This window comes from Streptomyces sp. NPDC031418, assembly GCF_055581605.1.
In genome coordinates this window covers 78084-98682 of record NZ_JBVIJC010000022.1, presented here as the reverse complement: position 1 = coordinate 98682, position 20599 = coordinate 78084, and the positions used below count along the sequence as shown (strand labels likewise).

Annotated in this window: 17 protein-coding genes; 12 read left to right on the top strand and 5 right to left on the bottom strand. The window is 71.0% G+C overall.

The window, feature by feature from the left end:
* Position 1 precedes the first annotated feature (1 nt).
* From lnt to ACZ5CZ_RS29450, 4 genes are all read left to right on the top strand, one after another.
* Positions 2-1615 (top strand): apolipoprotein N-acyltransferase, encoded by a 1614-nt coding sequence (lnt, locus tag ACZ5CZ_RS29465; protein ID WP_385842432.1) that lies wholly within the window; start codon positions 2-4, stop codon positions 1613-1615.
* 66 nt (positions 1616-1681) lie between these two features.
* Entirely contained in the window at positions 1682-2161 is a 480-nt protein-coding gene (locus ACZ5CZ_RS29460) for an NUDIX hydrolase (RefSeq protein ID WP_467540478.1), read from the top strand.
* Positions 2162-2215: 54 nt separating this feature from the next.
* On the top strand, positions 2216-3028 hold the full coding sequence (locus ACZ5CZ_RS29455; protein WP_468947326.1) for a 3-hydroxybutyrate dehydrogenase: 813 nt from the start codon (positions 2216-2218) through the stop codon (positions 3026-3028).
* A 76-nt stretch (positions 3029-3104) separates the two neighbouring features.
* On the top strand, positions 3105-5024 hold the full coding sequence (locus ACZ5CZ_RS29450) for a helix-turn-helix domain-containing protein (RefSeq protein WP_468947324.1): 1920 nt from the start codon (positions 3105-3107) through the stop codon (positions 5022-5024).
* A gap of 50 nt (positions 5025-5074) precedes the next feature.
* On the opposite strand, the gene ACZ5CZ_RS29445 is transcribed toward ACZ5CZ_RS29450, so the two are convergent.
* Positions 5075-6451: an MFS transporter gene (locus tag ACZ5CZ_RS29445; RefSeq protein ID WP_468947322.1), complete on the bottom strand. Its 1377-nt coding sequence runs from the start codon at positions 6449-6451 to the stop codon at positions 5075-5077.
* A 322-nt stretch (positions 6452-6773) separates the two neighbouring features.
* Here ACZ5CZ_RS29445 and ACZ5CZ_RS29440 point away from each other — a divergent pair, with 322 nt between their 5' ends.
* The 3 genes from ACZ5CZ_RS29440 to ACZ5CZ_RS29430 all read left to right on the top strand — a co-directional run bounded on the left by ACZ5CZ_RS29440 (position 6774) and on the right by ACZ5CZ_RS29430 (position 10147).
* Positions 6774-7868: a sensor histidine kinase gene (locus ACZ5CZ_RS29440; protein ID WP_468947320.1), complete on the top strand. Its 1095-nt coding sequence runs from the start codon at positions 6774-6776 to the stop codon at positions 7866-7868.
* A 19-nt stretch (positions 7869-7887) separates the two neighbouring features.
* Entirely contained in the window at positions 7888-8562 is a 675-nt protein-coding gene (locus tag ACZ5CZ_RS29435; RefSeq protein ID WP_468947318.1) for a response regulator, read from the top strand.
* Between the two features lie 76 nt (positions 8563-8638).
* Positions 8639-10147 (top strand): tannase/feruloyl esterase family alpha/beta hydrolase, encoded by a 1509-nt coding sequence (locus ACZ5CZ_RS29430; RefSeq protein ID WP_468947317.1) that lies wholly within the window; start codon positions 8639-8641, stop codon positions 10145-10147.
* A gap of 218 nt (positions 10148-10365) precedes the next feature.
* Here the strand turns inward: ACZ5CZ_RS29430 and ACZ5CZ_RS29425 are convergent, their stop codons facing one another.
* Positions 10366-11307 carry an amidohydrolase family protein gene (locus tag ACZ5CZ_RS29425; protein WP_468947316.1) on the bottom strand — a complete coding sequence of 314 codons (942 nt, stop codon included), beginning with the start codon at positions 11305-11307 and terminating at the stop codon, positions 10366-10368.
* A gap of 75 nt (positions 11308-11382) precedes the next feature.
* Here ACZ5CZ_RS29425 and ACZ5CZ_RS29420 point away from each other — a divergent pair, with 75 nt between their 5' ends.
* Positions 11383-11856 carry a MarR family winged helix-turn-helix transcriptional regulator gene (locus ACZ5CZ_RS29420; protein ID WP_385841331.1) on the top strand — a complete coding sequence of 158 codons (474 nt, stop codon included), beginning with the start codon at positions 11383-11385 and terminating at the stop codon, positions 11854-11856.
* Positions 11857-12231: 375 nt separating this feature from the next.
* On the opposite strand, the gene ACZ5CZ_RS29415 is transcribed toward ACZ5CZ_RS29420, so the two are convergent.
* From ACZ5CZ_RS29415 to ACZ5CZ_RS29405, 3 genes are all read right to left on the bottom strand, one after another.
* Entirely contained in the window at positions 12232-12429 is a 198-nt protein-coding gene (locus ACZ5CZ_RS29415) for a ferredoxin (RefSeq protein WP_468947315.1), read from the bottom strand.
* A 41-nt stretch (positions 12430-12470) separates the two neighbouring features.
* Positions 12471-13655, bottom strand: a complete 1185-nt coding sequence (locus ACZ5CZ_RS29410; protein WP_468947313.1) for a cytochrome P450 — start codon at positions 13653-13655, stop codon at positions 12471-12473.
* Between the two features lie 277 nt (positions 13656-13932).
* Entirely contained in the window at positions 13933-14523 is a 591-nt protein-coding gene (locus tag ACZ5CZ_RS29405) for a TetR/AcrR family transcriptional regulator (protein ID WP_468947312.1), read from the bottom strand.
* Between the two features lie 85 nt (positions 14524-14608).
* Between ACZ5CZ_RS29405 and ACZ5CZ_RS29400 the strand changes: the two genes are divergently transcribed.
* From ACZ5CZ_RS29400 to ACZ5CZ_RS29385, 4 genes are all read left to right on the top strand, one after another.
* Positions 14609-15508 carry an alpha/beta fold hydrolase gene (locus tag ACZ5CZ_RS29400; protein WP_468947311.1) on the top strand — a complete coding sequence of 300 codons (900 nt, stop codon included), beginning with the start codon at positions 14609-14611 and terminating at the stop codon, positions 15506-15508.
* Positions 15509-15996: 488 nt separating this feature from the next.
* Positions 15997-16824 carry an FAD binding domain-containing protein gene (locus ACZ5CZ_RS29395; RefSeq protein WP_468947310.1) on the top strand — a complete coding sequence of 276 codons (828 nt, stop codon included), beginning with the start codon at positions 15997-15999 and terminating at the stop codon, positions 16822-16824.
* Positions 16821-19538, top strand: a complete 2718-nt coding sequence (locus ACZ5CZ_RS29390; protein ID WP_468947309.1) for a molybdopterin-dependent oxidoreductase — start codon at positions 16821-16823, stop codon at positions 19536-19538. Before ACZ5CZ_RS29395 ends, ACZ5CZ_RS29390 begins: the two co-directional genes overlap by 4 nt.
* A gap of 6 nt (positions 19539-19544) precedes the next feature.
* Positions 19545-20519, top strand: a complete 975-nt coding sequence (locus tag ACZ5CZ_RS29385; RefSeq protein WP_468947307.1) for an antibiotic biosynthesis monooxygenase — start codon at positions 19545-19547, stop codon at positions 20517-20519.
* Positions 20520-20599: the final 80 nt, after the last annotated feature.

Here is a 20599-nt window from a genome sequence, read left to right as displayed (position 1 = left end):
GGTGACCGTCACCGCACCTTCCCTGGACCAGCCGGACCAGCTCCGGCCGTCCCCCGCGCCCAGCGCGCTCGGCGGCCGCCTGCTGCGCCTGGTCCCGGCCGTCGCCTCCGCCCTGTGCGGAGTGCTGCTCTACGTCAGCTTCCCGCCACGCACCCTGTGGTGGCTCGCCCTGCCCGCCTTCGCCGGCTTCGGCTGGGTGCTGCGCGGCCGGAGCTGGAAGGCGGCCCTGGGCCTCGGCTACCTCTTCGGGCTCGGCTTCCTGCTCCCGTTGCTGGTGTGGACCGGTGTGGAGGTGGGGCCCGGACCGTGGCTCGCCCTGGCCGCGATCGAGGCGGTGTTCGTCGCCCTGGTCGGCGTGGGCGTCAGCGCCGTCTCCCGGCTGCCTGCCTGGCCCGTGTGGGCAGCCGCCCTGTGGATCACGGGGGAGGCCGTACGCGCGCGCGTGCCCTTCCGGGGCTTCCCGTGGGGCAAGATCGCCTTCGGCCAGGCGGACGGTGTCTTCCTGCCGCTCGCCGCGGTCGGCGGCACCCCTGTGCTCGGCTTCGCGGTCGTGCTGTGCGGGTTCGGTCTGTGCGAGGCCGTCCGGCTGATCGCCGAGCGGCGCCGCGGCCATGCCGTCCGGCGCGGGACCGCGGCCGCCGCACTGCTGAGCGTGGCCGTACCGGTCGCCGGAGCGGCCGCCGCGATGCCCCTGGTCAGCGACAAGGCCGAGGCCGGCACCCGCACCGTCGCGCTCATCCAGGGCAATGTGCCGCGCTCGGGCCTGGAGTTCAGCGCCCAGCGCCGGGCCGTCCTCGACTACCACGCGCGCGAGACGTCCAAGCTCGCCGCCGACATCCGGGCGGGCAAGGTCGCCAAGCCCGACTACGTGCTGTGGCCGGAGAACTCCTCCGACATCGACCCCTTCGCCAACCCGGACGCGGCCACCGTCATCGCGGGCGCCGCCAAGGCGGTCGGCGTGCCCGTCTCGGTCGGCGGCGTCGTGGAACGGGACGGCAAGCTGCTCAACGAGCAGATCCTCTGGGACCCGGTCAAGGGGCCGACCCAGACCTACGACAAGCGGCAGATCCAGCCGTTCGGCGAGTACCTCCCGCTGCGCGGGCTCGTCGGCGCCATCAACAAGAACTGGACCGGCATGGTCCGCCAGGACTTCAGCCGGGGCAGCAAGCCCGGCGTCTTCGACCTCGACGGCGCCAAGGTGGGCCTGGCCACCTGCTACGAGGCCGCCTTCGACTGGGCGGTGCGGGACACGGTCACCCATGGCGCGGAGATGATCTCCGTGCCGAGCAACAACGCCACCTTCGACCGCAGCGAGATGACCTACCAGCAGCTCGCCATGTCCCGCATCCGCGCGGTCGAACACAGCCGCACGGTGACCGTGCCGGTGACCAGCGGGGTCAGCGCGATCATCATGCCGGACGGCAAGATCACCCAGCGGACCGGCATGTTCGTGCCCGCCTACCTCGTGCAGAAGGTGCCGCTGCGCACCTCCCGTACGCCCGCCACCGAGCTGGGCATCCTGCCGGAGATGGCCCTCGTGCTGGTCGCCGCGGGCGGCATCGGCTGGGCGATCGGGTCGGGCCTGCGCACCCGGCGTCGCACCGCCGGCGCGTGAGCGTACGGCGTCCCGGGCTTCCCCCGGACGGACGGAACGGCGGACCGGCCCGTTAGGGTCGGCCGCATGGCTACCCCTGACTTCATCCGCACGCTCCGGTCCTCCGCCGGACAGCAGTTGCTCTGGCTCCCCGGAGTCACCGCGATCGTCTTCGACGACGACGGCAGAGTGCTGCTGGGCCGGCGGGCCGACACCCGCACCTGGTCGGTGATCGGCGGCATCCCGGACCCGGGCGAGCAGCCCGCTGCCTGCGCCGTGCGGGAGGTCTTCGAGGAGACGGCGGTGCACTGCGTTCCGGAGCGGGTGGTCCTCGTCCAGGCCCTGGAGCCGATCACCTACGACAACGGCGACATCTGCCAGTTCATGGACATCACCTTCCGCTGCCGCGCCGTGGGCGGCGAGGCCCGGGTCAACGACGACGAGTCCCTGGACGTGGGCTGGTTCCCGGTGGACGCGCTGCCCGACCTGCACGAATTCGGCCTCTTCCGGATCAAACAGGCCATGTCCGAGGCACCCACATGGTTTGACCCTATGACTCTTGGCTGAAGTATGGGCGGCGACCATATGTGGTGAGGGATGGGGTCCGCTTAGGGTCGGCACATGACCTCGCCCACCCCGTTGAACGGCCCCCCTGTCCAGCCGCTCGCCCTCGACCTCGGCGGCCGTACCGCTCTCGTCACCGGTGCCGCCAGCGGCATCGGACGCGCCTGCGCGCTGCGGCTCGCGGCCGCCGGGGCCGAGGTGCGGGCCGTCGACCGGGACGGCGCGGGCCTCGCCGCCCTGGCCGACGAGGCCAAACGCGCGGACCTCGCGGGGACCGTCGTACCGCACGTCGTGGACCTCACCGACCTCGACGCCGCCGAACAGGCCGCCGCCGGCACCGACGTCCTGGTCAACAACGCGGGGCTGCAACTGGTGCGTCCCCTCGAGGAGTTCCCGCCCGACGTCTTCCACACGGTGCTGACCGTGATGCTGGAGGCGCCGTTCCGCCTCATCCGCGGCGCGCTCCCGCACATGTACGCACAGGGCTGGGGCCGGATCGTGAACGTGTCCTCCGTCCATGGTCTGCGCGCCTCCGCCTATAAGTCCGCCTATGTGGCCGCGAAACATGGTCTCGAGGGGCTCTCCAAGACGGCCGCCCTGGAAGGCGCCGCCCATGGGGTGACGTCCAACTGTGTGAACCCGGCCTATGTGCGCACCCCACTGGTCGAGAAGCAGATCGCCGACCAGGCACAGGCCCACGGCATTCCCGAGAGCCGGGTGCTGTCCGAAGTCCTGCTGAAGGACAGCGCGGTACGGCGGCTCATCGAACCGGAGGAGGTCGCCGAGGCCGTGGCCTACCTGTGCAGCCCGCAGGCCTCCTTCGTCACCGGCACCTCGCTGGTGCTCGACGGCGGGTGGACGGCCCACTGACGGGCCGGACGCCGCCGGCCCCGAGAGTTTTCCACAGGCCTGACGGGCCGGGTGGCCGATGCGGAATCCTGTGACCATGTCTCGCGATCACGTTCACTCGGCAGCACGCGACAGCACGGAGGCCCCGTTCCTCGAGCTGCTGGCCCGCGACGCCTCCGCGGAGGCCTACGAGCAGCCGGCGCTCCTGGCCCGCGCCGAGGGCGGGCCGGCCGAGCGGATCGCCGCGCTGGAGCACGCCAAGCGGCTCGCCCTGCGCGTCCGGGCGGAACTGGAGGGGCGCCGGCGCCGCGAGGCGGAGCTGTCCGCGCTCTTCGAGACCGCCCACGACCTGGCCGGGCTGCGCGATGTGGACGCCGTGCTCCAGGCCATCGTGCAGCGCGCCCGCTCACTGCTCGGCACGGACATCGCCTATCTGAGCCTCAACGACCCGGTGCGCGGTGACACCTACATGCGGGTCACCGAGGGCTCCGTCTCCGCGCGCTTCCAGCAGCTGCGGCTCGGCATGGGGGAGGGCCTCGGCGGACTCGTCGCCCAGACCGCGCGGCCGTACGTCACCGACGACTACTTCCACGACGACCGGTTCCAGCACACCCACACCATCGACGCCGGCGTTCACGACGAGGGCCTGGTCGCCATCCTCGGTGTGCCGCTGATGCTCGGCCCGCACGTCATCGGCGTCCTCTTCGCCGCCGACCGCAGAGCACGGGTCTTCGAACGCGAGCAGATCGCACTGCTCGGCTCCTTCGCCGCGCTCGCCGCGGCCGCCATCGACACCGCGAACCTGCTCACCGAGACCCGCTCGGCGCTGGCCCGGCTCGAGCGCGCCAACGAGATCATCCGGGACCGCAGCGGCGTCATCGAACGCGCCTCCGAGGTCCACGACCGGCTCGCCGAACTCGTGCTGCGCGGCGGCGGCGTCCATGACGTGGCCGCCGCCGTCTCCCAAGTCCTCGACGGAACGGTCGAGTTCACGGAGGAAGACGCGGCGCCGGCCGAACCGCTGGAGGCCTCCCGCGCCGACGGGCACGCCGTGCGGCACGGCAGCGACTGGATCGCGGCGGTGGCCGCGGGCGGTGAACTCCTCGGCGCCCTGGTACTGCGCGGCCATCCCGGCCTCGACCCGGTCGACCAGCGCACCCTGGAGCGCGCGGCGATGGTCACCTCGCTGCTGCTGCTCGCCCGCCGCTCCGCCGCCGAGGCCGAACAGCGGGTCCGTGGCGAGCTGCTGGACGACCTGCTGGACGCGCGCGACCGGGACCCGCGCCTGCTGCGCGAACGCGCGGCCCGGCTGCACGCTGACCTCGACGCCACCCATGTGGTCCTCGCCGCGCGCATCGACGGCCCGGCGGCCGACGCCGACGAGGAGGCGGCGGCCCGCCGTCGCCTGTGGTCCGCCGCGTCCCACCTCGCCGCGACCCGGCACGGCCTGGCCGCCGCCCGCGACGGCGGCACCGTCCTGCTGCTGCCGCTCGGCTCCGCCGACACCGCCACGGAGGTGGCCCGCCGCACCGCCCGCCGGCTGGGCACCGCCGTGCGCCAGCCCGTCACGGTCGGCGCCTCCGCCCCCGTCACGGACCTCGCCGCACACCCCGGCTCCGTGGTCGCTGCCTATGCCGAGGGCCGCCGCTGCCTGGACGCGCTGCTGCTGCTCGGCCGGGCCGGAGACGGCGCGGCAGCCGAGGACTTCGGCTTCCTCGGCCTGCTCCTCGCCGGCGAACGGGACGTCACCGGCTTCGTGGAGCGCACCATCGGACCGGTGGTGTCGTACGACGAGCAGCGCGGGACGGAACTGCTGCGCACCCTGGACGCGTACTTCGCCAGCGGGATGAGCCCGGCCCGCACCAAGGAGACGCTGCACGTCCATGTGAACACGGTCGCCCAGCGGCTGGAGCGGGTGGGCCGGCTGCTCGGCGCGGACTGGCAGACGCCCGCCCGGGCCCTGGAGATCCAACTCGCCCTGCGCCTGCACCGGTTGGCCGCGCCGGAACGGCACTGACCGGCCCCCGGGCGGGGACCGGTCAGTGCGGGGGGACGAGCGCGCGGGGCTCAGGCCGTGCGAGCCTCGGCGGCCGAGCCGGTCCCGGCGGCCTCTTCGTGCCCGGCCTCGTCCTGGGCCAGATCCCGGTGCCGGGTCTCCCGGGCCACGCCCACCGCGACGAGCGTCAGCAGCGCGGCGCCGATCACATACAGCGCGATCGGCGTCGAGCTGCCGTAGTCGGAGAGCAGCGCGGTGGCGATGAGCGGGGCGGGCGCACCGGCCGCCACGGAGGCGAACTGCGCGCCGATGGAAGCCCCCGAGTACCGCATCCGGGTGGCGAACATCTCCGCGAAGAAGGCGGCCTGCGGCGCGTACATGGCGCCGTGCAGTACCAGGCCGACCGTCACGGCCAGCACCAGGTACCCGAACGAACCGGTGTCCACCAGCGAGAAGAAGGGGAAGATCCACAGGCCGACACCGGCCGCGCCGAGCAGGTACACCGGCCGCCGCCCGACCCGGTCGGACAGCGCACCCCAGGCCGGAATGACGGCGAAGTGCACGGCGGAGCCGATGAGTACGGCGTTGAGCGCGGTCTGCTTGGAGACCCCGGCCGAGGTCGTGGCGTAGACGAGGACGAAGGCGGTGATGACGTAGTAGCCGATGTTCTCGGCCATCCGGGCGCCCACCGCCACCAGCACATCGCGCCAGTGGTGCCGCAGCACCGAGACGAGCGGCAGCTGCTCCGGCGCGCCGGCCCGCCGGGACTCGGCCCGCGCCAACGCCTCCTTGAACACCGGCGATTCGTCCACCGACAGCCGGATCCACAGCCCGACGATCACGAGCACTCCGGAGAGCAGGAAGGGGATCCGCCAGCCCCAACTGCCGAAGGCGTCGTCGGACAGCAGGGCGGTGAGCAGCGAGAGCACCCCGGTGGCCAGCAACTGCCCGGCCGGGGCGCCGGTCTGCGGCCACGACGCCCAGAAGCCCCGACGGCGCGCGTCGCCGTGCTCCGACACCAGCAGGACGGCGCCGCCCCACTCACCGCCGAGCGCGAACCCCTGCACGAGCCGGAGTGCCGTCAGCAGCACGGGTGCGGCGGCGCCGACGGTCGCGTGGGTGGGCAGCAGCCCGATGCCGAACGTCGCCCCGCCCATCAGCACCAGGCTCAGCACCAGCAGCTTCTTCCGCCCCAGCCGGTCACCGTAGTGCCCGAACACCAGGGCCCCCAGCGGGCGGGCCGCGAAGCCCACGGCATAGGTCAGAAACGACAGCAGTGTCCCGACGAGGGGGTCGGAGTCGGGAAAGAACAGCTTGTTGAACACCAGCGCGGCCGCGGAGCCGTAGAGGAAGAAGTCGTACCACTCGATGGTGGTGCCGATGAGACTGGCGGCGACGATGCGGGGGAGGCTGGACGGGGCTGGTGGGGCGCTTGCGGGCGACGACATCGGCACCACTTCCTGGCATGGGACGGGGACGTTTGCGTGTCGCCACACCGTAGGAACGCGCAGGTCAGGCGCACATATGGCGGGGCAACATAGTTCGAGGGTTCGCTATGCGTGCGGCCACCATGCCGACTCGTGGAAAGGCGCGGTCTTCGAAGGTGACCGCGCACCGCTGGTTCATGGTTCGGGCGCGAGCCGGCGTACGGGGCCGTCTGGACGAAGCGGTTCTGCACCAGGCATGTCCCCACCGGTACGTCCGGGGAGGTAACCGCGGGTCGTTCTCCGGACCGATGTCGCGGCCGGCCTCGCCTCCTACGATCACTGTGTGCACAAGCGGGGTCTTCGCTTTGACGTGGGCGCGGCGGCTGGCTTCTTCGTCGTGCTGGTGGCGTTGATCGTGGTCACGCCGACCGGCCCGGACTCGACGGTCGGCTACGCGCTCGCGCTGACCTGCGCCGCCGTGCAGGCGGCTGCGGTCGCGCAGATGCGCCGCCACCCCGAGCTCTCGATGGCCGTCGGCATCCTCGCCGGTGTCGGCATCGAGTTGGTCAGCCCCGACATCGGCTGGCTCGGCCAGGTCGCCGCGGTGCTGGCCGGCTACGCCCGGGTCCGCCCGCCGACCCGGTCGCTGTGGGTGCTGGGCCTGCTGCTGGCGAGCACACCGTGGAAGCTGGTGCACGGCGACTGGACCACCATGCTGCTGGCCATGGCCGGGCCGTCGCTGGCCTGGACGCTGGGCGAGCTGGGGCGCACGAGGGCGCTGCGCCGACAGGATCTGGCGCGCCGCATCCTCACCCAGGAGCGGGAGCGGATCGCCCGGGAGCTGCACGACGTGCTGGCCCACACGGTGTCGGTGATCGTGGTGCAGGCGGGCGCTGCCGGAGACGTCTTCGACACCCGGCCCGACCTGGCCCGCAAGGCGCTCGCGTCGATCGACCGGGCCGCCCGGTCCACGCTGTGCGAGCTGCGGCTGCTGCTACAGACGGTAAGCCCCCAGGAGGACCCGGAAACCGACGCACCCCAGCCCGGGCTGGACCAACTCGATGCGCTGGCCACGTCGTTGCAGGCCACTGGGCTGCGGGTGGAGCTGGAGCGGGAGCGGGACGCGGCGGCCTTGCCCCTGCCGGCCGCGGTGGACTTGTCGGCATACCGGATCGTGCAGGAGTCGCTGACCAACACGCTGCGCCACAGCCAGGCCACCCGAGTCCGGGTGATCGTCCGGCACGGACCGGGCTCGGTGCGACTGGAGATATCCGACGACGGCCCGGCGCGCCCGGTCGGACGGGCCGACGGGTCCGGGCGTCGGGGCATCGTCGGCATGCGGGAACGCGCCCGGCTGCTGGGCGGTACCCTCGACGCCGGCCCGCGTCCCGACGGCGGCTTCCGGGTGCGTGCCGAACTGCCGGTGGAAGCGGCATGATTCCCAAGGAGATGCGGCGGTGACCGTCCGTGTGCTGATCGCCGACGACCAGGACCTGGTCCGGGCCGGCTTCATGATGATCATCGACAGCCGCGAGGACCTCGAGGTGGTGGGCGAGGCGGGCGACGGTATCGAGGCGGTCGCGCTGGCCCAGTCGCTGGTCCCGGACGTGATCTTGATGGACGTCCGGATGCCGCGGATGGACGGTATCGAGGCCACCCGCCGGCTGGCCGCAGCCGGCAATCCGGCCCGGATCATCATCCTGACAACGTTCGACCTGGACGAGCCGGTGTTCTCCGCACTCCGGGCGGGCGCCAGCGGCTTCCTGCTCAAGGACATCCGGCCGGACGAACTGGCCGCCGCGGTCCGGCTGGTGGCCCGCGGAGAGGCACTGCTCGCGCCCACAGTGACGCGGCGGTTGCTGGACCGATTCGCCGGCAAGCTGCCCGGCGGTACCGCTCCGCCCGCGCTGGACGCGTTGAGCGAGCGCGAGATCGAGGTGCTGACGCTGGTCGCGCGGGCGCTGTCCAACGATGAGATCGCACAGGAGCTGACACTGAGCCGGGCCACGGTGAAGACGCACCTGTCGGCCATTCTGACCAAGCTCGGCCTGCGCGACCGGGTGCAGGCGGCCGTCCTGGCGTACGAGACCGGTCTGGTGCGCCCCGGCACGGCTCCTCAGTCTCGGGGATGACCGCGGGTCCGATCCCGGAACCGATCCGCTGAACCCGTATCGGTCACTAGCGTCCCTCGATGAAGGAGGGAGCACGATGATCCGGAGATTGCTGACCCTGCTGGTCGCGGTCCCCTTGATGCTGGGCGGAGCGAGCGCCGCCGCCCACGGGGCTACCGCGCTGAACTGCGCCGGGCTCACCGCCGCCCACGTCCCGCAGGGGACGGTCACCTCGGCCGCCGCTGCCGATGGCTACTGCCAGGTCCAGGGCGTGCTGGAACCGGCCACCACGTTCACCGTCAAGCTGCCGGTCAGCGGCTGGACCGGCGAGTACGTCCAGCAGGGATGCAGCGGCCTGTGCGGCACGGTCCCCGACCTGAGGTTCCCGCTGTTCGGGTTCAGCTGCCCGGCCGCACTGGACAAGACGCTGGTGGTGGCCGGCGACGACACGGGGCACGCCGGGGACCCCGCGGGCGCGCAGCCCGCCACCTGGGGCCGCGACCCGCGGGCCCGCATCGAGTTCGGGCTGACGTCCGAGCACCGGCTGCGGCTGGCGTCAGACGCACTGATGACCGCGTACTACGGGCACGGTCCGGCATACCGGTACTTCGACGGCTGCTCGACCGGCGGCCGCCAGGGTCTCAACCTGGCCCAGCGGTTCCCGGCCGACTTCGACGGCATCCTGGCCGGCGCCCCGGCCAACAACGAGGCGCCGCTGGCCCTGTTGGCGGCATGGGTCGCCACCCGCAACACCGACGCGCACGGCAAGCAGATCCTCGGCCCGGAGAAGATCCCCACCCTGCACGACGCCGTGGTCAAGACGTGCGGCGACGTCATTCAGGACCCTCGGCAGTGCGGCTTCCAGCCGTCGTCGCTGCGCTGCCCGCCGGACGTGGACCGGCCGACGTGCCTGACACCGGGGCAGGTGGCCGCCGTGGTGGCCTTCTACCGCGGACCGCACGGCCTCTACAACGGGGGGATGCCGTACGGGTCCGAACTCGGCTGGATCGACCAGTTCGTGGTCCGGTCCGGATCACCCCTGGATGGCAACGCCGGGAAAATCGCCTTCGACTACCTCAAGTACCTGGGCTACCCGAGCGTGCTGCTCGACAGTTTCAAGCTCACCGACGTGCGGTTCACCACGGCCACGTACGACCGGCTCAACCTGCTCGGCAACGCCCTGTACAACGCCAACAACCCCGATCTGTCAGCGTTCCGCGCGCACGGAGGCAAGCTGATCATGTACCACGGCTGGGCCGACCCGTCCATCCCGCCGTTCTCCACGCTGGACTACTACCGGGCGGTGCAGAAGCGGGGTGGCGCCGACGCCTACACGCGGCTGTACATGATTCCGGCGGGCTACCACTGCCTGTTCGGGCCGGAAGCGGCCGCTCCGTCGGAGATCGGCTGGCCAGAGTTCCTTCAGCCACTGATGAACTGGGTGGAGAAGGGCACTGCCCCGGGCGTGATCAACGTACCGACGTTGAGCGGTGACTACACCGACGTGATCCGGGACGTGGACGTGGCACCGTTCAACGCGCTCGCCCCGGTCAAGACCGCGCCGGGCAGCCTGAACGCGAACTACCACTATGTCGGCCGCTACTAGTTGGACAGTCTGCGGTAGCGGATGAGGGTGGCGGCGCGGGCAGTGAAGGCCGGGAAGTGGCTGGCCTCGGGTGCGTGGCGGCGGTGCAGTCGTCGCCATCCGCTGAGCTTCGCCTCGGCCGGCCTGTCGAAGGGCGTTCGGGTGACGCCGGACGGCCGGGGCGCGAACTCCGGTCCTGGAGGAGGTGCAGTCCGGCCGCTCAGCCCTTCACGCCCGGGTCAGATCCCGGCCAGACGCGGGAAGAGCGCCTCGGCGCTGACGCGGTTGATGGCGTCGAGCTGGCCCGGCTCGAAGCCGTCGTAGCCGTCGAGGACGGAGTCGAGGAGGAGGCCGGACTCTTCCGGGGCGAAGGGGTGATCGCTGCCGTAGAGGATGTGTCCGGGTGCGGCGAAGGCCAGCAGGGAGGGCAGCGCGGCCGGGGTGGAGGACAGCGCGGTGTCGAAGTAGAAGCGCTGGAGGTCGGTCAGGATGCCCAGGGGTGTGGTGCCGGGGTTGAACTGGGCGCCGGCGGTGAACCGCCAGGCGGCGTACGGCAGGAAGCCGCCGGCGTGGGAGAGGATCACCTTCATCCGGGTGTGTCGGCCCATCACGCCGTTCAGCGTCATGTGGACCGCGGTGCGGGTGGTGTCGTAGGGGAAGTCGAGCAGCGGGCCGGGCATGCCCTCCAGCATGGGCAGCGGCGGTACGTCGGGGTGGACGAACACGACCGTCTCGCGGGCGTCGAGTTCGGCCCACAGCGGCTCGTACTCCTTGTCGCCGAGGTAGCGGCCGCGGACGTTGGAGAGCAGCACCACGCCGTCGGCGTGCAGTTCGTCCAGGGCGTGCGTCGCCTCGGCGAGGGCTCCGTCGACGTCCGGCAGCGGGAGGCTCGCGAAGAAGCCGAAGCGGTCGGGGCGGTCCTTGGCCAGTTCGGCGGCGTACTCGTTGACCATGCGGGCGATCGCGCGGGCCTCGGTGTCGTCGCCGAAGTGGGTGCCGGGCGCGCTGATCGAGAGGATGCCGGTGGCGATGGAGCGGCGGTCCATCGCGGCGAGCGCGCTGCCGGCGTCCCAGGCGGGGATGGGCCAGCCCCCGGCCGTCACGCCGTGGCGGTCCATCACGGCTCGGTAGGCCGGGGGGATGAGGTGCTGGTGGACGTCGATGCGGTACGGAGAGGTCACGAGTTCCCTCGCTTCTTAATATTTGGTGGACCAATATTTAGTTAGCTAATTATTACTCTGGTAAGTTACACCTCCATGAGCAAGGAGTACAGGGCCGATCAGGTCACCGCGGTCGGCGACGTCAGCGCGGAAGAGATGGCGCAGGCAGCCGACGCGCTCTTCGTCGCCATGCGCCGGGCCCGCTCGGCGGGCGCCGACCACTACGGCGGACTCTCCCTGGCCCAGGTCGCCCTGCTCGAACCGCTGACCGCGCAGCCGGACCTGCCGGTGGGCCGGCTGGCGAGCGGCGCGGACGTCAGCGTGCCGACGGCCACGCGGATGCTCCAGCAACTGGAGACCAAGGGCATCGTGGTGCGGCGCCGGTCGGCGCAGGACGAGCGGCGGGTCCTGGTCAGCCTGACCGCACAGGGCACCGAGCTGCTCGCCACGCTCCGGGAGCGATTGCGGGAGCGGCAGGCGCGCGCCTACGAGGCGTTCACGGCGGACGAACGCGTCCAACTGGTCACGCTCATGCGCCGGCTCACGGACTTGGTCTCCGACTCCGACTGACACGAACCCGCCGGACGGTGCAGGAAGCCGCACGGCGCACGAGTCCCCGCCGGGCAGCCGGTCCGGCAACACACCGCCGCGGGCGTCGTCCAGGGTGCGCAGGACGGGTTCGCCCCGCTGCCCGGGGGCTGCGAGCCGTCGGGCGTCCGCGCCGGTGGCGACGATCAGCGCGTCGTAGCCGGCCTGTCGGCCGTCGGCGGTCGTCACGACACGGCGCCGGATGTCGGCCGCGACGGCGGCCGGATCTTTCAGGGCCGCCTTGGGCAGCGGCGGGCGGGAGTAGGCGCCGCCCGGTGTGGCCGAGGCTGCGCAGGTGGCGCGCGGCGGTGGTGCCGGCGAGTGACTCGCCGGCGACGAGCACCGAGTGCGGTGCGGTCACGACAGGGCTCGCAGGGCGGCGACCGGGCAGGCGTTGACGGCCGTGCGGGCGGCGGACTGATGCTCGTCGGGGACTTCGGTGCCGTCGAAGCGGTAGGTGAGTTCGGCGTCGTCGTCCAGGCTGAAGATGTCGGGAGCCTGGCCGGCGCACAGGCCGTGGCCTTCGCAGCGGGCGTGGTCGACGGAGATCTTCATGGTGCGGTCCTCAGCGGTCCTCGAAGGGGGCGTGCGGGGGGTCAGGCGGGGATGAGTTCGAGCGGCAGGCGCTCGAGGCGGTGGATGACGTTGTTCAGCGCCCATTCAGGTGTGCCGACGGGCTCGATGCGGTCGACACGTGCGACCAGGGCGCTGAGCAGTGCGGAGGTCTCCATGCGGGCCAGGCCCTGGCCGGCGCAGCCGTGGGTGCCGTATCCGAAGCCGAGTTGGCGGGCGGCGTCGCGGCGGATGTCGAAGGTGTCCGGGTCGTCCCACTCCAGCGGGTCGCGGTTGGCGGAGCCGTAGAGGACCAGCACTCGGGAGCCCTTGGGCAGGGGGATGCCCGCGAGTTCCGTGTCGCGGGCGGCGGTCCGGGAGAAGCCTCGGATCGGCGACTCGTAGCGGACGATCTCGTTGACCGCTTTCGGGGCGAGGCCGGGGTCCGCCTTCAGCAGGCGCCACTGTTCGGGGTGGGTGGCGAACAGGTGCAGGGCGCTGGAGATGGCGCTGATCGTGGTGTCCAGGGACGGCGCCAGGTAGTCGATCATCATCGTGGCGCACTCGGCCGGCATGATCCGGCCCTCGTCGGCGGCGCGCAGCAGGTCGTGGCCCATGCTGCCGTCCAGGACGGACCGGTCCCGTACGACACCGCGCGCGTAGCGCAGCATGCCGAGGGACGCCGGAAGTGTGCGTACCGTCTGGCAGTTGAGCGGGCCCAGCGCGTCGAAGGTGGCGCCGGCCCAGCGCAGCAGGTGTTCGCGGCCCTGCTGGGGCCAGCCGACCAGGTCGGGTACGACGGACATCGGCAGGGCCGTGGCGACCTCGAGGGCATCCACCGTCCGGCGGGCAACGGCCGCGGCGACCACGGCGGCGGCCTGTTTCTCGACTGTGTCCTTCATCGTGCGCAGCGCCCTGGGGGTGAGGCGGTGCGCGAGAAGGGAGCGGCGGCGGGCGTGGTCGTCGCCGTCACTGAACAGGGTGGTGCCCTGGCCCACGCGGTTGGCCACGGGGTTCAGGGCGACGCCGTCCGAGGAGGCGAAGGTCTCGTCGTCCAGCAGCACTTGCTTGCATTCGGCGTAGCGCGGCAGGGCGTAGACCTTGTGCCTGCTCAGCCAGACCACGGGGCCGAGGTCACGCAGCGCGGCGTAATGCGGATGAGTGTCACGGATGGCCGAGGCCGAGTACAGATCGGGGTGGTAGACGGGGATCTCCGTACGTATGGGCATGAACAGCCCTCCTGAAGGAGCCGTGAGAGAGCGGAGTCGGGACGTGCGGGCCCGAGCGCAGGCGTCAATTCCCGCGCCCATCCCGTGGCGCAGCCCGGTGATGACGCCCACAAGCCGACACCAGGTGTCTCCGAGTAACACCGTCGCAATGATGAAATAATCAAGCCTGACGGAATGCTCCGTCAAGGGTCATGGCAGAGAAGCGCGTTGAGCTCACAAAGACCGCGGTGCTCTCCCTTGCCGTCCGTGGCCGGCGGCGGCCGGCAGCCCTGGCCGGCTATCCGACCGGTCTCAGCGCCCGCGAGAGCGCGTCGACGGTCACACCGACGATCGCCCGGAGTTGCTCCGGGCTCGACCCGGCCCTCCCCATCACCGCGAGGGACTGGTTCACGGCCGCTACGTGTACGGCGAAGTCCTCGGCGTCCTCGTCGGACATTCCGCCGGCCTTCAGCGCGGTGCGCAGGCGCCGGCGCTGTCGGCCGAACAACTCTTTGACATGCTCTGCGACGCTCGGGCTCAGCGTCGGACTCGCCATGACCGACTGGGCCATCAGGCATCCGTCCGGCACGGCGGGGTCGGCGATGCGCCGCAGGGTGACATCGAAGAACGCCCGGACGGCGGCGACGGGGTCCTCGGCCGCGCACGAGAGGGCGGCGTCGAACTTGTCGCCGTAGCGCGTGGCGTAGCGATCCAGGCAGCGAAGGAAGAGCGTGTCCTTGTCGCCGAGCGAGGAGTAGATCGAGCTGCGGTTCAGGCCGGTCGCCCGGGACAGGTCGTCGAGCGAGGTGTCGGCGTAGCCGGAGCGCCAGAACTGGATCATCGCGGCGTCGAGCACCGTGTCCATGTCGAACTGCTTCTTGCCTGCCATGCGGCCCATCCTCTCATCTTGAACTGATCAGTTCAAGATGTGCTAGCGTCGAGTGACGGTCCACCCGCCTCGACGGAGGATTCCCATGACCAATCCCGTCCCCGCCCTGCCCCTGCATGACCTGGCCGGATTCACGCACCGCTGGGTCGACGCCGATGGCGTCCGCCTGCACGCCGTCGAAGGCGGTCGGCCGGACGGACCGGCCGTCGTCCTGCTCACCGGGTTCCCGCAGACGTGGTGGGCCTGGCGAAAGGTCATGCCTGCTCTCGCCGATCGGTTCCGGGTCATAGCGATCGACCGGCCGGGCCAAGGCAATTCCGAGCATCCGGAGCTCAGCTACGACACGCACACGGTCGCCGCGCACATCCAGGCCGCTGTGAACGCTCTCGGCGTGCGGGACTACTGGCTCGCCGGGCACGACATCGGCGCCTGGGTCGCCTTCTCCCTCGCTCTGAACCACGAGAGCCGACTGCACGGGGTCGCGCTGCTCGACGCCGGAATTCCCGGCATCACCATGCCGGAAGCGATCCCTCTCGACCCGGCTCTGGCCTTCAAGACCTGGCACTTCGCGTTCCACGTGGTGCCCGGTCTTCCCGAGACGCTGATAGCCGGACGCGAGCGGGAGTACATCAGCTGGTTCTTGAAGACCAAGTCCCTCGCGCCCGACGCGTTCGAGGAAGCAGAGCTCGACCACTACGGCGCGGCCCTCGCCGTCGACGGCGGCCTGCGCGCCGGCCTCGCCTACTACCGCGCCGCCGCCGAGTCCGCGCGCAAGAACCGCGCGGCACTCGAGCAACGGCGCCTGACCGTGCCCGTCCTCGCAATCTCCAGCAGCCACGGCTCGATCCCGGACATGGCGGCCTCCATCAGCCCGTGGGCCGAGAACGTGACCGGCGTCATCGTGCCCGACGCCGGTCACTACATCCCCGAGGAGCAGCCCGAGGCCGTCGCTGCCGCCCTCACCGACTTCTTCAGCGGCCGTTAGTGCTCTAGCAGGAGGGCTTGCCGTGTACCAAGGCGTCCAGCCCCAGCCGCTCGCCGACCGCCCTGACCTGCACCGGGCCGTCCGTATCCCGCACGATCGGCAGGATCTTGCGGGAGGCGCCAGGCAGCCCGCCCCCCATCGGCCGCGTCGCCGCGGTGCCGGATGAACAGGACTGCCCGCCCAGCCACCTTGCCGATGCCGGAGCGACAGCCCGGCATCGGCCCCGGCCTGCTCGGCCAGGCGGTTCAACGCTTCGCTCCGGGATCGCCAGTTCGTTCCGCTCGGCCTGCCTCCCGGAGTTGCTTGCCCACTCCTCGGCGAGACATGACCAGGGGTGACTGACCGGGGTGCGCCGGCTACTTTCCGATGTCCTCACCCTCCGGCCCGCATCCCTATGCTGCGATAAACTATGACAAAAGCATCTGTGTCCGCCGGTGTCTCGCGGCTCAGTCTTCCGTGGGGTCCGTTCTCTCGTAGGTCGGTTTTCAATGGACCTCAACACCATCACCGAAGTAGTCCGGCGACCGTCCGAGCGGCCGGGCACGGACTGGCGCGAGGGCGATGCCTGGCTCGCGGGCGGAACGTGGCTCTATTCCACGGAGCAGCCGGACCTGCGACGGCTGATCGACCTGACGGCGCTGCGTTGGGAGCCCCTGGTCCTGACGGACGAGGGCCTGGAGATCGGCGCCACCTGCACCATTCGTGACCTGTACGCCCACCCATGGCCCATGGACTGGGTCGCGGGAATCCTCTTCCGGGAGAGCTGCGAGGCGTTCCTGTCCTCGTTCAAGGTCTGGAACGCGGCGACCGTCGGCGGAAACATCTGCATGTCCCTGCCCGCCGGCCCGATGATCACGTTGACGGTCGCGCTGGAGGCGCAGTACGAACTGTGGGCGCCCGACGGCTCCTTGCGCCGTGTCGACGCCCTCGACTTCGTCACCGGCGACCACCGCAACATCCTCGCCCCCGGGGAGCTGCTTCGGCGCATCACCATTCCGGAGCACGCGCTGCGTAAACGCACCGCGCACCGCCGCTTCACGCTGACCCGGCTCGGCCGTTCGACCGTGTTCCTCGTCGGCACACAACGGCTGGGAGCCAGCGACCTGTTGCTCACCCTCACCGCCGGCACCACGCGGCCGGTCCGCATCGCCTTCGACTCCCTGCCCGATGTCCGAACCCTGCGGGAGAGTATCGACGCCCTGCCGGCCGAGGTCTGGTTTGCCGATCCCAACGGGACCCCTGACCACCGCCGGCATCTGACACGGCACTTCGCCGAGGAGATCTGCCGCGAACTCACGGCTGGGGACCTGGCATGAGCTACGTCGTCAACGGCAGGGAATTCGACCGGGAGCCGGCCCCCGGCCAGTGCCTGCGTACCTTCCTGCGCGAACTGGGCCACTTCGGCGTCAAGAAGGGCTGCGACGCGGGTGACTGCGGCGCCTGCACGGTGTGGCTGGACGGCGCACCGGTACACAGCTGCATCACCCCCGCGTTCCGTGCGGACGGCCGTGAGGTGACCACGATCGAAGGCCTGGGACGACCCGGCGCCCTGCATCCCGTGCAGCGGCAGTTCGAGCAGGCGCCGGGGTTCCAGTGCGGCTTCTGCACCGCAGGGATGATCATGACGGCGGCGACCTTCAGCGAGGACCAGAAGGCTGATCTGCCACGGGCGTTGAAGGGCAACCTGTGCCGCTGCACCGGATACCGGGCGATCGAGGACGCCGTGCAGGGCATCAGCGCGGTGGAGACGGCAGCACCGGGCAGGGCCGTCGGGACGAGCGTCGGCGCGCCCGCGGGTCACGACGTGGTGACGGGGCGCGCCGAGTTCACCATGGACACGCGGATCGACGGCATGCTGCACCTCAAGCTGCTGCACTCACCCCACGCGCACGCCCGGATCCTCTCGATCGACAAGGCCGCCGCCCTCGCGGTGCCCGGCGTACACCGGGTCTACACCTGGGAGGACGTCCCCCGCAGACGGTTCACCACGGCGATCCACACCGACCACCTGGTCGACCCGGACGACACCTACATCCTCGACGACACGGTCCGCTTCGCCGGCCAGCGCGTGGCCGCGGTGCTGGCCGACACGGTCGGTGCGGCCGAGGAGGGCTGCCGGCGGCTCGCGGTCGAGTACGAGGTGCTGCCGGCGGTGTTCGACCCCGAGGCGGCGATGGCCGACGGCGCCCCCCAACTGCACGGCTCCCACGACCCCTTCGTCCGCGACCCCGTCCGCAACATCCTGCTCGAACTGCACTCGCACATCGGCGACGTCGACGCGGGATTCGCCGCGGCCGACGTGATCCACGAAGGCACGTACTTCTCGCCGCGGGTGCAGCACGCGCATCTGGAGACCCACGGTTCGATCGCGTGGATGGAGGACGGCCGGCTGAACGTCCGTACCAGTTCGCAGTCTCCGTCGATCGCGAAGGTCAAACTGGAGTACCTGTTCGCGCTGCGCCCGGACCAGCTGAGGGTGTTCTGCAAGCGGGTCGGCGGCGGGTTCGGCGGCAAGCAGGAGGTGATCGCGGAGGACCTGGTCGCGCTCGCCACCCTGGACACCGGGCGGCCCACCTGTCTCGAGTACACCCGTGAGGAGGAGTTCACCACGGCCTCGCCCCGGCATCCGATGACCCTGACGGTCAAGCTCGGCGCGAAGTCCGACGGAACGCTCACCGCCTTCCAGGTACGCAACGTGTCGAACACGGGCGCCTACGGCAACCACGGCGGCGAAACGCTGTACGCGGGCGGAGCCGCCGTCATGATCTACCGCTGCCCCAACAAGAAGTACGACGCGTACTCCGTCTACACGAACACCGTGCCGAGCGGGGCGCTGCGCGGTTACGGGATGACGCAGCCGGCGTTCGCCGTGGAGTCGGCGATGGACGAACTGGCCCGCGCTCTTCACCTCGATCCGCTGGAGCTGCGCCGGCGCAACATCGTGCGGCCGGGTGAGCCTCTGGTGGCCCTGCACGAGGGCCCCGACGACGTGACCTTCACCGAGGACGGGCTCGCCACCTGCATCGACCTGGTGGGTGACGCCCTGGCCCGGACGGCCGCCCCGCCACCTCCGGGCCCCGAGTGGCTCGTCGGAACCGGCGTGGCGAGTTCCCTCCACGAGACCGCTCCTCCGACGGAACACATCTCCGAGGCCTGGGTCACGCTGGGCGACGATCTCGTCTACGAACTGGCCGTAGGCACCCCCGAGTTCGGGGAGGGAACCTCCACGGCCCACGTGCAGATCGCGGCCGACCAGCTGGGCACCACGCCGTCGCGGATCCGTCTGGTGCAGTCCGACACCGACCGCACGGCATTCGACACCGGTGCCTTCGCGAGCGCGGGCCTCTTCGTGGCGGGCAACGCGGTCCTGCGGGCGGCCGATGCCGTGCGCGACCGCATCCTGCACTTCGCCGCGGCCCACACGGGCGTCCATGTCGTGATGTGCATGATGGACGACGACGGTGTCGTCTGCGGGGACCGACGGGTGTCGCTGGCCGAACTCGTCGCGCTGGCCCGGACGCGCGGGATCCGTTTCACCGCCGCACGCAAGGCATACGGCTCGCCCCGGAGCGTCACCTCCAACACGCAGGGGTTCCGGGTCGCCGTACACCGCGTGACGGGTGAGATACGGATCCTGTACAGCGTGCACGCGGCGGACGCCGGAGTGATCATCAACCCGGCGCAGGTCCGGGGACAGGTGGAGGGCGGCGTCGCCCAGGGAATCGGCTTCGCGCTGACCGAGAACCATCACCTCGACGACAGCGGCGTCATGGTCAACCCGAACCTCCGGAACTACCGCATCCCCACCTTTGCCGACATCCCCCGTACCGAGGTCCTCCTGGTGGACTCGACGGATTCGGTGGGGCCCCTGCGGGCGAAGGGGATGGCGGAGTGCTGTATCAACCCGGTTGCTCCCGCGCTGGCGAACGCGGTGCATGACGCCACGGGCGTCCGCTACCGTGCGCTGCCGCTGACCCCGGAACGCATCTACGGCCGGCTCCCTGCGGAGCACTCGGTGCCGACAGGTTGAGCCACCATGACCACCGAAAGGAACGTAGCCGCCGCGGCGACGGCGATCATCGGCCAGAAGGTGCTGCCCGGGATGGAACGGGAGTACGAGTCGTGGCAGGAGGATCTCAACGCCGCGGCCGCCTACTACCCCGGTTTCCTGGGTGCCGAGATCTCCCCGCCGACATCGCTGCAACCCGACTGGGTCGTGGTGTACCGGTTCGACTCGGTGGCGCATCTCCAGGCGTGGATCAACAGCGGGACCAGGCAGACATATCTCGACGCCGGCGCCAGGTACTTCGACGGTCCGGCGACCCAGCAGGTGGTCAGCAGCGGCACCCAGTCACTGGATCCACTGGTCACCGTGGTGGTCACCCACCGCGTCGCCCCGAACCAGGTCGACGACTTCCTCGACTGGCAGCACCACATGGTCGAGGAGGAGAGCAAGTTCGAGGGGTTTCGGGGGACCGAGCTCTTCCGCCCCATCGAGGGTCTCCAGGAGGAGTGGACCACGCTGTACCGCTACGACACCGCCGAGCACCTCGACGCCTGGTTGACCTCGCCCCAGCGTCAGGAGATCCTGGCCGAGGGCGAGAAGTTCAGCGACTTCGGACTGCGTACGATCGACAACTCGTTCGGCAGCTGGTTCGCCTTCGAGGGCAACGGCAGGCAGGCACCGCCGCCGCCCTCCGAGACCAGGACCTCCCTCGCCATCTGGGTCGGCCTCTACCCGACCGTCGTGCTGCTGACGCTCGCTCTGTCCCCGCTGCAATTGCCGCTCTGGATCGGCCTGCTCGTGGGCAACCTGCTGTCGAGCTTCATCATGAGCTTCCTGACCATGCCCTACTACGTGAACCCGCTGCTCGGGCGATGGCTGCGGCCACCGCCGGACGAACCGGCGGCACGGAGCAACCTCCGTGGCCTCGGTGTCGTCGCGGTGGTGATGACCTTCTGGGTTGCCGTCTTCTACCTCGTCACCGTCCGGTGGTGGACGCTGCCCTGACCGGTGGCGGATGCGGGGCCGGTCGATTGTCAGTGGTGCGTGAGACGGTGAGGACATCGCATCGGAACCAGGGGGAGCCG